The sequence below is a fragment of the Halorubrum pallidum genome (assembly GCF_055380345.1).
The window spans coordinates 2527354-2540172 of the sequence record NZ_AP043945.1 but is presented as its reverse complement, the minus strand read 5'-3'; the positions used below and the strand labels follow the sequence as shown (position 1 = coordinate 2540172).

The following is a 12819-nucleotide window of genomic DNA, read 5'->3' as shown; positions in this document are numbered from 1 at the left end:
CCCATTTTTCACCTCGGGGCGTGGGGTCGCGTATGGAGATCCTCGTCTACGGCGCGGGCGCGCTCGGCAGCCTCGCGGGCGGGCTGTTGGCGCGCGCACACGACGTCACCCTCGTCGGACGGGACCCGCACATGCGCCGGATCCGCGAGGACGGCCTCCGGATCGACGGCGCGGTCGACGCCCGCGTGCGCCCTCGTGCACTCACCGACGGCACCCACCGCTCGGCGGACCTCGCGCTGGTCACGACGAAGGCGTACGACACGGACGCGGCCGCGCGGGCGCTCGCGACCGGCGAGTACGACGCGGTGTGCTCGCTCCAGAACGGACTCACGGAGGAACGACTCGTCGCCGCGCTCGACGCGACCGTCCTGTCGGGAACCGCGAGCTACGGCGCGCGCTTCGTCGAGCCGGGGAGGGTGACGTGCACCGGCCTCGGTGAGGTCGTCGTCGGGGCGCTCTCGGGCGGTCCCGACCCACTCGCGGACCGCGTCGGTGTCGCGTTCGACGCGGCGGGGATCGAGGCGACCGTCGCGGCGGACATGCCGCGCCGTCGGTACGAGAAGCTCGCGGTCAACGCGGGGATCAACGGCCCGTCGGCGCTCGCCCGGATCCCGAACGGTGCGACGCTCGACGGCCCGGCCGCGGAGGTCGCTCGCGAGGCGGCTCGCGAGACGGCCCGCGTCGCCCGCGCCGACGGCGTCGACCTCGCGGACGACGAGGCGATCGACGCCCTCGAACGGGTCGCCGGCGACACCGCCGCGAACCGCTCGTCGATGTGCGAAGACGTCGCGGCCGGCCGGCGAACCGAGGTCGACGCCATCTACGGCGCGGTGACCGACCGCGCCGCGCAGTTCGACGCGGCCGCGCCGACCTGTCGGACGCTCTCGTCGCTACTCCGGGCGTGGGAACGAGAGGAAGGGCTGCGCGGTGAACACGCCTGACCGAGATCGAGTCTCGCGACCGGTCACCACACCGTTCGACGTCTCAACACCACTCTTCGAGGATCGTCGCGTCCGTCTCGTCGACAGCGACCCACGCGTTCTCCCGCGAGACGTCCGCGATCACGAACTCCGGTCGCGACGCCGACGAATCGACAGAGGCCATGATATCCGGCGAGTCTCCGGCGTCGAGGGCCGGATCCGTCGGCAGCGCCGTCGGACGGTGATCGGGGTCCGGGTCGTCCCATGGAGTGGAACTCCGTGACATGATTGTGAATAGTTCACAGTACGTATAAGGGTTCCGGACTGGATCGGATTGCTGTCGGTGGATCTGCGATACCGGTCGTGGATCCACGCCTCTCGGCGGTACTCTCCGTGAAACGGACGGTGAACGCGGCCGCGCGGCGTCGATCCGTCGAACGGGAGCACTCGACGGCCGTCACTGCGAACGTGTCACCGTTCTCGTTCCGACCACCTTCGCAGTATACAAGAGGTGCGACGCTGAACAACGGTGCATGAACGTATCTGACGCCATGACGCCGCGAGCGGATCTCGTTGTCGTCGAGATCCCCGGAAGCCGGAACGACGTTCTGGAGTACATCCAGGAGCACGGCTTCTCGTCGGTCCCCGTCGTCAAGGATGTCGACGGCGACGAGGTGTACCGCGGTCTCGTCTCTCGCGACGACCTCATCGACCAGCCGGACGAGGACCAGCTCGCACTGCTGATGCGCGAGGTGCCCACGGTCGCGGCCGACGACGATATCATCAACGCCGCAGAGACGATGGTCGCCGAGGAGTCCCGCCGACTCCCGGTCGTCGACGACGACGCGCTCGTCGGTATTCTCACCGTCACCGACGTGGTGCGAGCGATCGCGCGCGGCGAGATCGACGGCGACACCGCGGTCGACGGGCTCGCGACTCGCGCGGTCAACGCGACCCACACCGAGACGCCGCTGCCGGTCGCCGAACGCGAGATCGGGCTCGCGAACGTCCCCTACGCCGTGGTGCTCGACGACGACGCCGAAATCGCCGGTATCCTCACCGAGGTCGACATCTTGGCGGTCGCCCGCGTCGTGGAGGGCGAAGCGAGCACGGGCGACTCGATCGCAGAGCAGGACTCCGAGTGGTCTTGGGAGGGGATCAAAGCGACCGGCGCGCGCTACCTGCCGACTCGGAACGTCGAACTGCCCGTCGGCGCGACGCGCCACTTCATGAGTGCGGACCTCGTCACGGTCAGCGGCACGCGGACGGCCAAGGAGGTCGCACAGGAACTCATCAGCAACGACATCGAGCAGGTTCCCCTTCTCAACGGCACCGACCTCGACGGGATCGTGCGCGATGTCGACCTGCTGGAGGGGCTGTAGATGGCCGCGGGCGACCTCGTCGAGCTGGCGAAGCGCCGCGGCTTCTTCTTCGGCTCCAACGGCGCGTACGGCGGAACCGCCGGGTTCTACACCTTCGGACCGCAGGGCGCGGCGCTGAAGCGGAACGTCGAGGACGCGTGGCGCGACCGGTTCACCATCCGCGAGGGGAACCGCGAGATCGAAGCCCCGACGATCATGCCTGAAGCCGTCTTCGAGGCCTCCGGCCACCTGGAGGGGTTCGACGACATGCTCGTCGAGTGCCCCGAGTGCGGCGAGTCCCACCGGGCCGACCACCTCGTCGAGGACGCGACCGCGATCGAGGACGCGGAGGCGCTCCCCGGCGCGGAGGTCGAGGAACTGATCGCCGACAGCGACATCGCGTGCCCGTCGTGTGGCACCCCCCTCGCCGGCGAGCCGGTCGAGGCGTTCAACCTCATGTTCGCGACGGACATCGGTCCGGGCGACGCCCAGCCCGGCTACCTCCGACCGGAGACGGCCCAGGGGATCTTCGTCGAGTTCCCGCGACTGAAGGAGTACGCCCGCGGGAACCTCCCGTTCGGGATCACCCAGATCGGTCCCGCCTACCGCAACGAGATCTCCCCGCGCGGCGGACTCCTCCGGCTCCGTGAGTTCACGCAGGCCGAACTGGAGCAGTTCATCGACCCCGAGGCTGACGACCCGCCACTCGACCGCGTCCGCGACGTCGAGGTCCGGCTGTACCCCGCCACGGCGCAGAAGGCCGACGACGGCGAGTACCTCGACACGACGATCGGCGAGGCCGTCGACGACGGCGTCATCGGCTCCCCGTGGGTCGGCTACTACCTCGGCGTCGCCCAGGAGTGGTACGAGCGCGTCGGCGTGGATACGGACAGATTCCGCTTCCGCCAGCACCTCGCGGGCGAGCGCGCCCACTACGCCGCCGACTGCTGGGACGCGGAGAGCGAGGTCGACGGCGACTGGATCGAGATCGCTGGCTTCGCGTACCGCGGCGACTACGACCTCTCGAAACACGACGAGCACGGCGACGACGCGTTCACGGTGTTCAAGCGATACGACGAGCCGAAGACCGTCGAGCGCGCCACGGTGGACCCCGACATGTCCGTCCTCGGTCCCGAGTTCGGCGGCGACGCCGCCGCGGTCGCGGAGGCGCTCGAAACCCTCGCCGAGCGCGACCCCGACGCCTTCGACGCCGAGACGGTCTCGGTGACCGTGGGCGACGGCGACGACGCCGAGACTCGCGAGGTCGACGCCGCGGTTGCGAACTTCGCCGTCGAGGAGGTGACGGAGAGCGGAGAGCACATCACGCCGCACGTCGTCGAGCCCTCGTTCGGCGTCGGCCGGACGGTCCAGACGCTGCTCGCGCACGCTTACGAGGTGGACGCGGTCGACGGCGAAGAGCGGACGTACCTCTCTTTAGAGCCCGAAATCGCGCCGCAGGATGCCGCGGTGTTCCCGCTCGTCACCAACGACGACCGACTGACGGCGCTCGCCGACGAGATCGCGGCCGACCTGCGCGCCGCCGGGCTCGCGGTGGCGTACGACGACTCCGGCTCGATCGGCCGGCGCTACCGTCGACAGGACGAGGTCGGAACGCCGTTCTGCGTCACCGTCGACCGCGACGGGGTCGAAGGCGACGGCCTCGATACCGTCACGGTCCGCGAGCGCGACTCCGCCGCGCAGGTCCGGGTACCGTCAGACGAACTGGCCGCGGAACTGGCCGCGCTCCGGGCGGGCGGCGAGTTCGACGCGCTGGTTGACCGGTACGAATCCGTCGAGACTGACGTCGAGACGTCAGAGACGTAAGCCAGTGTCTCTCCCGTCGACGGCGTGGCGCGAGCGCGTGGAGTTCGAGCGGCGGCTGGTCCACGCGGGCGGAACGCTGTACCCTGTCCCGTACCTGTTGGGCTGGCTCACGTGGGGAGAGACGCGAGTCTTCCTCGGGGTCGCGCTCGCGGTCGTCTTCGCGTTGGAGTTCCTCCGGCTCGTCGTCGGGCTCGACCACGCCGTCTACCGGATGTTGACCCGCGAGTACGAGGAGGACGCGCTGGCGGGCTACGCGCTGTATCAGGTGAGCATGACCGGGGCCGTCCTCCTCCTCGACCCCACGCTCGCGATCCCCGCGATGTGGATGCTGTCGGTCGGTGACCCGGTCAGCGGGGCGCTCGCGGACAACGACGCCACGGAGGCGAAGCGACCGGCCGCGTGGATCGCGATGTTCCTCGTCTGCTTCGGGCTCGCGGTCCCCTTCACGATCCCCGCGTTCGGCCCCGACGCCGGAATCGTCGTCGCGATGGCCGGCGCGGCCCCCGCCGCGGTGGCCGACGGTATCCCACCGATGATACGGGGGGTCCCCGTCGACGATAACCTCACGATTCCACCGGCTGCCGCCGGCGGGATGCTCCTCGCGCTCGCGGTGGTCGGGTAGCGCGGAGGCGATCGGCGACGCGTGCGGTGTCAGTCCCAGAACGACTGCGTCCGTGCGTACTCTCGCTCCTGTCGGAGCACGTCGCGGTAGAACTCGTCTTCGTCCTCGCGAAGCTTGTTGATGATCCGCGCCGCGTTGTGCGGGCCGACGCCGCGCGCTGCAAGCGCGATCACCGCGCGTTTCCCGTGGGTCTGCACGAGGCTCGCGGCGCGGTGGGCGCGCTCGGTCCGACGTTCCTGCTCGTCGTCTTTCTCGGTCGCCCGCACCGCGGCGACCGTCTCCTCGTCCCACGGGTTCAGCGCCGCGACCCGAGTCGACCCGCACTCGGGACACTTGGGCTGGTCGCGGACGCGGCGCACCTTCGTCGTCTGCGTCCAGTCGGTGCAGTGGAGGCAAAACTGGATCACCCGGTCGTTCCGAATCCGCTCGCGCACCGTCTCGATCACGTCGGCGTCGGCGTTCTCGGGCACGAGGAACTCGGTTCCCGACGACCGCCCGGCGGTTCCGAGCGGCGTGCGCTCGCGAGCGGTGTCGAGGTCGACCGACCCCGACTGCACCGCCGCGAGCAACTCGGCGGTCTCGTCGACCGCGAGGTCGGCGTGGAACACCTCACGTAGCGCCTCCTCGTAGACGGGCGTCCCCTCCAACGCGGCGAGCAGGCGGTCGCCGCCGAACTTCCCCCTGCCCTCCTTGTAGCGTTTCACTGCGCCGAACTTCGCGGCGACCTGTGCGAGCGTGAACTTCAGCGCGTCGGAGTTCTTCAAGGCGAGTTCGAGATACGCCGTCAGCGTCTCCGGATCGATCGTCTCCAGCACCTCGCGGAAGTCGCCGGCGTCGACGCCGCCGGGGACCTCGAACTCGATCCGATAGGGATCCACGTCCATCCCGACGGACGACCCGGCGCGCTGGCCGACGAGCGCCGCGAGCAGCCGCGCGAGCGTCTCGTTGACCTCGTGGCCGAACGCGGCGTTGACCGCGATCGTCCGGCCGTACCCCTCGATCACGATCCGCTCGTCCGTCGGTACCGGGTGACCCGCCTCGACGTGATCGACGACCGGTCGGAGGGCAGTCGCGATCGTCTCCGCGTCCGCGGGGTACCGCTCGGCGAGGTCGTCCGCGACGGCCGCGGGCGTCGCTCCCGCCTCCAGTGCCGCCGCGACCTCCCTCCTCATCTGCCCGACCTCGGCCGCGACGGGCTTCGGTACCGGGATCTCTTGGCCGACCCACGAGGGCACCTCGCCGGCGGGGTCGGGGATCGGCGTGACGTTCACGCATTCTTCGTCCTCGTCGACCTCCGTGATCCGCCACATCTCGCCGCGCTGGACGAACGTCTCGCCCGGCCCGGCGAAGTTGACGACGAACCGCTCGTCTAAGGTGCCGATCTGCCGCCGCGAGGACATGTCGTACACCTCGTAGGTGGACTCGTCGGGGATCATAGAGAGGTTCGCGTAGAAGTACTGCCACGTCCCGCCCGACTTTTCGAGGGTGTCCGACTCCTCGTCGAGCCACAGCAGGCGGTTCCCGTCCAGTTCGCGGACGATCTCTTGGAACTGCGGCTCCGAGAGGTCCCTGAACGGGTACGCGTTCGTGACGGTCTCGTAGGCCTCTCTCGCGTGGATCTCCCCGTCGTCCATCACCAGCCCGACGATCTGGTTCGCGACCGTGTCTAAGCTTCCGTGGTGGATCGCCGCCGGTTCCACGAGCTCCGCGTCGGCGCGTCGGGCGATCGCCAGCGCTTCGAGGGTGTCGTCACCGCCCCGCGTCACCACGGTTCCCTCCGACACCAGTTCCCGACGGTGTCCCGCGCGTCCCACGCGCTGGAGCAGACGGGCGACTTCGCGGGGGCTCCCGTACTGGACCACGTGGTCGACGCGCCCCACGTCGATGCCGAGTTCCATCGAAGAGGTGCAGACCAGCCCGTCGATGTCTCCCGATTTGAACCGGTCTTCGACGTCGATCCGCACGTCTTTCGAGAGCGAGCCGTGGTGGACCTCGATATCGACGGACTCGGTAGCGGTACCCGCCGCCGCGTCGCTGTCCCCGTTCTCCCGTTCGCGCTCTGTGAGTGCCTTGAACCGCGATCCGAGCGCCTCCGCGGTCTGTCTCGTGTTGACGAAGATCAGCGTCGAGTCGTGCTCGTCGACGATCTCGCGGATCGTTCGGACGTGACTCGCGGTCGTCTCGTCGGTCGCCAGCTCGCCGGCGAGCGTCGCGTCGCGGTCGGTTATCTCTGGGTCGAGCACTCGCACGTCGGTGCGGGAGCCGACCGCGACCTCGACTGTCTCGAACGCGCGGTCGCCCTCCCGATCGGGGTCGCGGCTCCCCGACCCGACAAGGAACCGCCCGACCTCCTCGGGGTCGCCGACCGTCGCCGAGAGGCCGATCCGCTGGAACGCCCCCGACACCCGACGGAGCCGTTCGAGTCCGACGGTCAGCTGTGCGCCACGTTTCGCGGCCGCAAGCTCGTGGACCTCGTCGATCACGACGTGCGCGACGTCTTCGAGGGCCGCCCGCATCTTCGAGCCCGTCAGGATCGCCTGAAGGCTCTCGGGCGTCGTGATCAACACGTCTGGCGGGTCGTCGGCCTGTTTGCTGCGCTCGTACCGGGTGGTGTCGCCGTGGCGGACCGCGACCTCCACACCGAGCCGGTCGCCCCACCACTCCAGTCTGTCCATCATGTCGCGGTTGAGCGCGCGGAGCGGGGTGATGTAGAGCGCAGATATCCCCTCGCGGGGCTGCTCACCCGGCGCGTCGCGGGCCGCGACGATCGCGTCGAAGACGGGCAACATCGCAGTCTCCGTCTTGCCCGTCCCCGTCGGAGCGAGGACGAGCGCGTTCTTTCCGGCCGCGAGCGGCGGGATCGCCTCGCGTTGCGGCTCCGTCGGCGTCGAGAAACCCTGCTCTGAGAGCGCGTCGCGGAGTTCGCTCCCGAGGCGTGCGAACGCGTCCATCCCCGCCTGTTCCGACATCACTCCGAATTGGGCGCTCGGCGGATTAAGCCCGTCGCCGGGAGAGGTCGGACGGGACTCAGATTTGGAATTCGGTCTGGTAGTCGGTCGCGTCGAGGCGGTCCTCGCGGAGCGGCCAGAAGGCGAGCAGCGTGGCGGGCTCGTCTGCGACGGCGCGAGACGCGTGCGGCACGTCCGGCGGGATCTCGACGGCGTCGTACGTCGACAGCGAGATCCGCTCGTCGTCGACGATGAAGTCCACTTCGCCCTCTACGACGAGGTTCATCTGCTCCCACGGGTGCGAGTGCGGCGGTTTGTCCTCCCGCTCCGGTCCGATCGTGGTCATCCCGATCATCTGGTCGACGCCGCGGAAAACGACCTGCTCGAACCCTTTGCCCTCCTTGGCGAGAGGCGCGTCTTTGAGGTTGTACACGGACGGAATCTCGGACGGATCGTAGGAACGTACCATACGCCGTCGAGTACCGACGCCGTAGTAAAAATAGGCGGTGTGAACGCGCGGTGTCACCGAGCGCCGGACAGATGCGGGTGCCGCCGTCGGAACCACCGGCGCGGACCCGCTACTCTGGCGGCGGCGTCTCCGACAGGAGCTCGTCGAACAGGGCGACCACGCGGTCGTCGATCTCGTCGCGGATCTCGCGAACCGCCTCGATTGGCCGCCCGTCGGGGTCGTCGAGTCCCCAGTCACGGTTCTCCCCGTTCCACGTCGCCGGGCAGACGTCGGACGCCGAACAGCCCATCGTGACGACCATATCGACCGTCTGCAGCTCCTCCGGCGTCACTTCTCGCGGGGTTCGGCCACTCAGATCGATGTCCACCTCGGTCATCGCCTCGACGACGACCTCATGAACGCGGTCGGCGGGCCGCGTCCCGCCCGTCACGACCTCGATCCGATCGGCCGCGTCGCGACGGTCGCGCTCGCGCTCGGCGAACGCGGCCGCCATCTGGCTCCGTCCGGCGTTCTGGACGCAGACGAACGCGATCCGGTGAGTCGGTTGCTCGTTCTGTCGGGTCACGGTTCGACGTGCGGGCGGTGTCACCATAGTCGTTGCTTCGGACCTCTCCCGAGCCCTATAGAGCGCTATATCGACTCTCGCCTCGTGTAGCCGATCTCTGTGAGCGCTACGCCCACCACCCGCGATCGCCGATCGCCACGTGTACGTGGGAGATGAGCCCCAACAGGGGAAGCTCCAGCAGCGGGCCGATCACGAGCGCCAGCGGAATCAGCGGCTCGTTCGGGAACGCGACGACGGCGATCGCGAGCGCGGTCGGCGAGTTCCGCGACAAGATCGTGTTGTTGAAACACACGAGTTCCGCGTACGAGAAGTCGAGCGCGCGGCCGACGACGAACCCCACGCCGAGGTTGATCGCGTAGAAGGCGATCACGGGAACCGCCATCAGCCCGAGCAACCGCGGATTCCCGACGACGACCTCTCCCTGCGAGGCGAACATCGCGCCGATCGCGAGGCTCAACGAGACGACCTGAAGCGGACTCAGCGTCGGGAGAAACCGCCGGTCGAACCATCGCCGGCTCCGCCACCGGATCAGTCCCCACCGAGCCGCGCCCCCGAACGCGAGCGGGACGACCAACACGAGCAGGACGCTCTCCACCAGCAGCCTCACCGGCAACTCGACGAGCGTCCCCGCGAAGGTGTACAGGTACACGGGCAACAAGAGGAGCTGTAACACGAGGTTATACGGCAGAAGCGAGGTCGCGAGGGGCACGTCGCCGCCGGCGATATCGGTGAAGATCAGGTACCAGTCGGTACACGGCGTGACCATCAGCATGACGAGCCCGACCCACAGCGCGGGCTGTTGACGGAGGAAGACGGCACCCAGTCCGACGGCCAAAAGCGGGCTCCAGAGGAAGTTGACGAGGAGGCTCGATCCGAGGACGCGTCGGTTCCCGAACGCGTCGCGAAGCCGCGACAGCGGGACCCCCGTGAACGACGCGAACAGCATGACCATCAGAAACGGCAAGAGGAGCGCGTCCGCGACCGGCGGGACACCGGACACCTGACCGAGCGTCAGGCCGCCGAGGACAGCGGCGAACACGAGTGCGCTCTGGTACTTCTCGACGGCCCCCATTCGTCTGCGTCTGGATCCGACGCCGTGGTAAGTGTGCGGGGTCCGTCACCGGTGATCGGAGCCCGCTCCCCTCCCCGCGCCGACGCGCGGGACGGTCTCCACGTCTCCGACTACTCGACGATGTCGATCGCGGGGCGACCCGGCTCCGCTTTCCGGACGACGCTCTCGTCGGCGTCGTCTGCGCGCGCAACGCGCACCGGTGCGTCGAACTCGCGCTCGATCAGCCACGCGGCCGCCCGGAGCGCGTCGTACTCGTCCTCGCCTCCGAGCGTCTCCCGAAGCGCCTCCCGGTTCGCCTGCAAGTCCTGACCGTAGCCGGCCGCGGCGTCGCCCTGCTCGCGGATGTGCGACTCCTGCATGAGTTCGGAGATGAGGTTGTCGGCGTCGCTGTCGATGGCGATCTCCAGCGCGTCGTACTTCCAGTCGGGCGCGACGACGACGTCGATCCGCTCCGGGTCCTCGATCCCGGCGACGTCGACGATGTCGCGCACGTCCTCGCGGGTGTTCGCCACCAGCCGCCGGCGGCGCTCGACCGTCTCGCGGTCCGCGGTCGCGGTCGGCCAGTCGGCGTCGACGACGAGCCCCTCGCGGTCGAGCGTCTCCCACAACTCCTCAGCGAGGTGCGGGGCGACGGGCGCGAGCAGCCGGACGGCGGCGTCGAGCCCTCGCTCGTAGACCGCGGGATGCGGCTCGGCGTGCTCGCGGTAGCTCCGGAGCGTCCCCACTAGGTCCTGGGCCTCCCGCAGCGCGACGTTGAACGTCAGATCGTCGTACTCGGTGCCCGAGATGGCGACGGCGGCGTCGGTCTCGCTCGCGACGTAGTCGTCGACCGTCTCGCGGTCGGGTACCGAGCCGCTGGCGTCGGCGTCGTCGACCGTTTCGACGTCGCCCGCGGCGTACTCCTCGACGAGGTCGGACAGCCGAGCCAGGAATCGGTACGTCGATTTGACGCCCTCCTCGCTCCAGTCGAAATCGCGCTCGGGCTGGGCCGCCTGCATCATGAACAGCCGGGCCGTGTCCGCGCCGTACTCCTCGACGATGCGCTGGGGCGAGACCGTGTTCCCCTTCGATTTGGACATCTTCTCGCCGTCCAGCTGTACCATCCCCTGTGCGAGCAGGTTCGTGAACGGCTCGCGGTGGTCAAGTCCCTCCTCGTCGCCGAGCACCTTGGTGAAAAACCGCGAGTACAGCAGGTGCATCACGGCGTGTTCGATGCCGCCGACGTACTGGTCCACCGGCATCCAGTCGTTCGCGCGGTCGAGATCGAAGGGAGCGTCGTCTAGGTCCGGCGAGACGTATCGCAGGAAGTACCACGAGGAGTCGACGAACGTGTCCATCGTGTCCGTCTCTCGCGTCGCGGGCTCGCCGCAGTCGGGACAGGACGTCCGCTTCCACTCCTCGGCCGCGTCGAGGGGGTTCCCGGTCGTGTTGATGAACTCCGGCAGTTCGACCGGCAGGTCCTCGTCGGGCACCAACACGGGTCCGCAGTCGACGCAGTGAACGACCGGGATCGGCGTCCCCCAGTAGCGCTGGCGGGAGATCCCCCAGTCGCGGAGCTGGTACTGGGTGCTCTCCGCGGCGCTCTCGATCTCTGCGGTCAGCCGCTCGCGGGCCGTCCCGCTATCGAGGCCGCTGTACTCGCCGGAGTTGACGAGCACCCCGTCGTCGGTGAACGGCTCGTCGCTCACGTCGGGCGCGTCGGGGACCGTCTCGCCGTCCCAGTCGTCGGGCTCCGGCGCGATCACGGGCTCGATGTCGACGCCCATCTTCGTCGCGAAGGCGTGGTCGCGCTCGTCGTGGCCGGGAACGGCCATCAGCGCGCCCGTCCCGACGTCCGAGAGGACGAAGTCGGCGACGAAGACTGGGATCTCCTCGCCCGTGACGGGGTTCGTGGCGGTGAGCCCCGTCTCGACTCCGTTCGGCTCGTCCCCGTCGGGGTCGGCCTCCTCCTCGATGAAGCGACGGACCGCGTCGTCCTCGGCGGCCAGTTCCTCGCTGATCGGGTGGTCGGGCGCGAGCGCGAAGAACGTCGCGCCGAAGATCGTGTCCACGCGCGTCGTGAACGCCTCGACGGCGCCGTATTCTCGCGGCTCGCCCCCCTCGCCGCGTCCGTTCGAAGCGCTTCGCGCCTCGCTCACGTCGAACTCGAGCCTCGTCCCGTGCTGGCGACCGATCCAGTTGCGCTGCATCTGGCGCACGGAGTTCGGCCACCCCTCCAGGTCGTCGATGGACTCCAGCAGCTCGTCGGCGTACTCGGTTATCTTCAGGAACCACTGGTCCAGCTCGCGCGCCTCGACCGGCGTGTCGCACCGCCAGCACAGCTCGTCGTCGCCCTCGACCTGCTCGTCCGCGAGGACGGTCTCACAGGAGGGACACCAGTTCACCTCGGCGTCGCGGCGTTCGACGAGGTCGGCGTCGGAAAAGCGCGAGAACAGCCACTGGTTCCACTCGTAGTACTCGGGAACGCAGGTGGTTATCTCCCGGTCCCAGTCGTAGCCGAACCCCATCGACCGCATCTGATCGCGCATCGTGTCGATGCAGTCGAACGTCCAGTCGCGGGGGTTGGTGTCCCGCTCCTTGGCGGCGTTCTCGGCCGGGAGGCCGAACGCGTCCCACCCCATCGGGTGGAGCACGTCGTCGCCGCGCATCCGTCGGTACCGGGCGTACGCGTCCGTGATCGTGTAGTTGCGGACGTGGCCCATGTGGAGCTTCCCGGACGGGTACGGGTACATCCCCAACACGTAGGTCGGGTCGTCCACCTCGTCCGGCGTTCGGTACGCGTCGGCGTCCGCCCAGGCCGCCTGCCACCGTTCTTCGACCGCGGTGTGGTCGTAACCCTCGTGAGACATCTGCTTATATACCCGTGGTCGGGTCGGCGTCGTATAGCTTTCCATCCGGACGGACCTTCTCGAAAGCGCGAACCGTCACCAGACCGAGGAGTCGAATCTCCACTCGAAAACGAGGGGTCCGAATCTCCACTCGAAGTCAACACATCGAGTTCTCCACTCGAAATCGACACGCCGAGTTCTCCACTCGAA

General features: G+C 68.8%; 10 protein-coding genes. 4 read left to right on the top strand and 6 right to left on the bottom strand.

Annotation, left to right across the window (positions count from 1 at the left end; genetic code table 11):
* The first annotated feature begins 32 nt into the window (after positions 1 to 32).
* Positions 33 to 941 carry a ketopantoate reductase family protein gene (locus tag ACZ45C_RS14595; RefSeq protein ID WP_460561505.1) on the top strand — a complete coding sequence of 303 codons (909 nt, stop codon included), beginning with the start codon at positions 33 to 35 and terminating at the stop codon, positions 939 to 941.
* A 43-nt stretch (positions 942 to 984) separates the two neighbouring features.
* Here ACZ45C_RS14595 and ACZ45C_RS14590 read toward each other — a convergent pair whose 3' ends face one another.
* Positions 985 to 1206: a DUF7556 family protein gene (locus ACZ45C_RS14590; protein WP_460561503.1), complete on the bottom strand. Its 222-nt coding sequence runs from the start codon at positions 1204 to 1206 to the stop codon at positions 985 to 987.
* Between the two features lie 247 nt (positions 1207 to 1453).
* Here ACZ45C_RS14590 and ACZ45C_RS14585 point away from each other — a divergent pair, with 247 nt between their 5' ends.
* From ACZ45C_RS14585 to ACZ45C_RS14575, 3 genes are read left to right on the top strand one after another with little or no spacing between them, the layout of a single operon-like run.
* Positions 1454 to 2302, top strand: a complete 849-nt coding sequence (locus ACZ45C_RS14585) for a CBS domain-containing protein (protein WP_460561501.1) — start codon at positions 1454 to 1456, stop codon at positions 2300 to 2302.
* On the top strand, positions 2303 to 4105 hold the full coding sequence (glyS, locus tag ACZ45C_RS14580; RefSeq protein WP_460561499.1) for a glycine--tRNA ligase: 1803 nt from the start codon (positions 2303 to 2305) through the stop codon (positions 4103 to 4105). It begins immediately after the preceding gene.
* A gap of 4 nt (positions 4106 to 4109) precedes the next feature.
* Complete coding sequence (locus tag ACZ45C_RS14575; protein WP_460561496.1) at positions 4110 to 4727, top strand: dolichol kinase; 618 nt, start codon at positions 4110 to 4112, stop codon at positions 4725 to 4727.
* A gap of 29 nt (positions 4728 to 4756) precedes the next feature.
* On the opposite strand, the gene ACZ45C_RS14570 is transcribed toward ACZ45C_RS14575, so the two are convergent.
* From ACZ45C_RS14570 to leuS, 5 genes are all read right to left on the bottom strand, one after another.
* Complete coding sequence (locus ACZ45C_RS14570) at positions 4757 to 7696, bottom strand: DEAD/DEAH box helicase (RefSeq protein ID WP_460561494.1); 2940 nt, start codon at positions 7694 to 7696, stop codon at positions 4757 to 4759.
* Positions 7697 to 7754: 58 nt separating this feature from the next.
* Entirely contained in the window at positions 7755 to 8144 is a 390-nt protein-coding gene (locus ACZ45C_RS14565; RefSeq protein WP_460561492.1) for a cupin domain-containing protein, read from the bottom strand.
* A gap of 109 nt (positions 8145 to 8253) precedes the next feature.
* Positions 8254 to 8709 (bottom strand): arsenate reductase ArsC, encoded by a 456-nt coding sequence (locus ACZ45C_RS14560; protein ID WP_460561490.1) that lies wholly within the window; start codon positions 8707 to 8709, stop codon positions 8254 to 8256.
* 106 nt (positions 8710 to 8815) lie between these two features.
* Positions 8816 to 9781, bottom strand: coding sequence for an arsenic resistance protein (locus ACZ45C_RS14555; RefSeq protein ID WP_460561488.1), 966 nt, complete (start codon positions 9779 to 9781; stop codon positions 8816 to 8818).
* Between the two features lie 110 nt (positions 9782 to 9891).
* Entirely contained in the window at positions 9892 to 12630 is a 2739-nt protein-coding gene (gene leuS, locus ACZ45C_RS14550) for a leucine--tRNA ligase (RefSeq protein WP_460561486.1), read from the bottom strand.
* Positions 12631 to 12819: the final 189 nt, after the last annotated feature.

What these genes read in the sequence shown, in the direction of transcription:
- ACZ45C_RS14595 (WP_460561505.1), top strand. Translation starts at nt 33, where the DNA reads ATGGAGATCCTCGTCTACGGCGCGGGCGCGCTCGGCAGCCTCGCGGGC.
- ACZ45C_RS14590 (WP_460561503.1), bottom strand. Translation starts at nt 1,206, where the DNA reads ATGTCACGGAGTTCCACTCCATGGGACGACCCGGACCCCGATCACCGT.
- ACZ45C_RS14585 (WP_460561501.1), top strand. Translation starts at nt 1,454, where the DNA reads ATGAACGTATCTGACGCCATGACGCCGCGAGCGGATCTCGTTGTCGTC.
- glyS (WP_460561499.1), top strand. Translation starts at nt 2,303, where the DNA reads ATGGCCGCGGGCGACCTCGTCGAGCTGGCGAAGCGCCGCGGCTTCTTC.
- ACZ45C_RS14570 (WP_460561494.1), bottom strand. Translation starts at nt 7,696, where the DNA reads ATGTCGGAACAGGCGGGGATGGACGCGTTCGCACGCCTCGGGAGCGAA.
- ACZ45C_RS14565 (WP_460561492.1), bottom strand. Translation starts at nt 8,144, where the DNA reads ATGGTACGTTCCTACGATCCGTCCGAGATTCCGTCCGTGTACAACCTC.
- ACZ45C_RS14555 (WP_460561488.1), bottom strand. Translation starts at nt 9,781, where the DNA reads ATGGGGGCCGTCGAGAAGTACCAGAGCGCACTCGTGTTCGCCGCTGTC.
- leuS (WP_460561486.1), bottom strand. Translation starts at nt 12,630, where the DNA reads ATGTCTCACGAGGGTTACGACCACACCGCGGTCGAAGAACGGTGGCAG.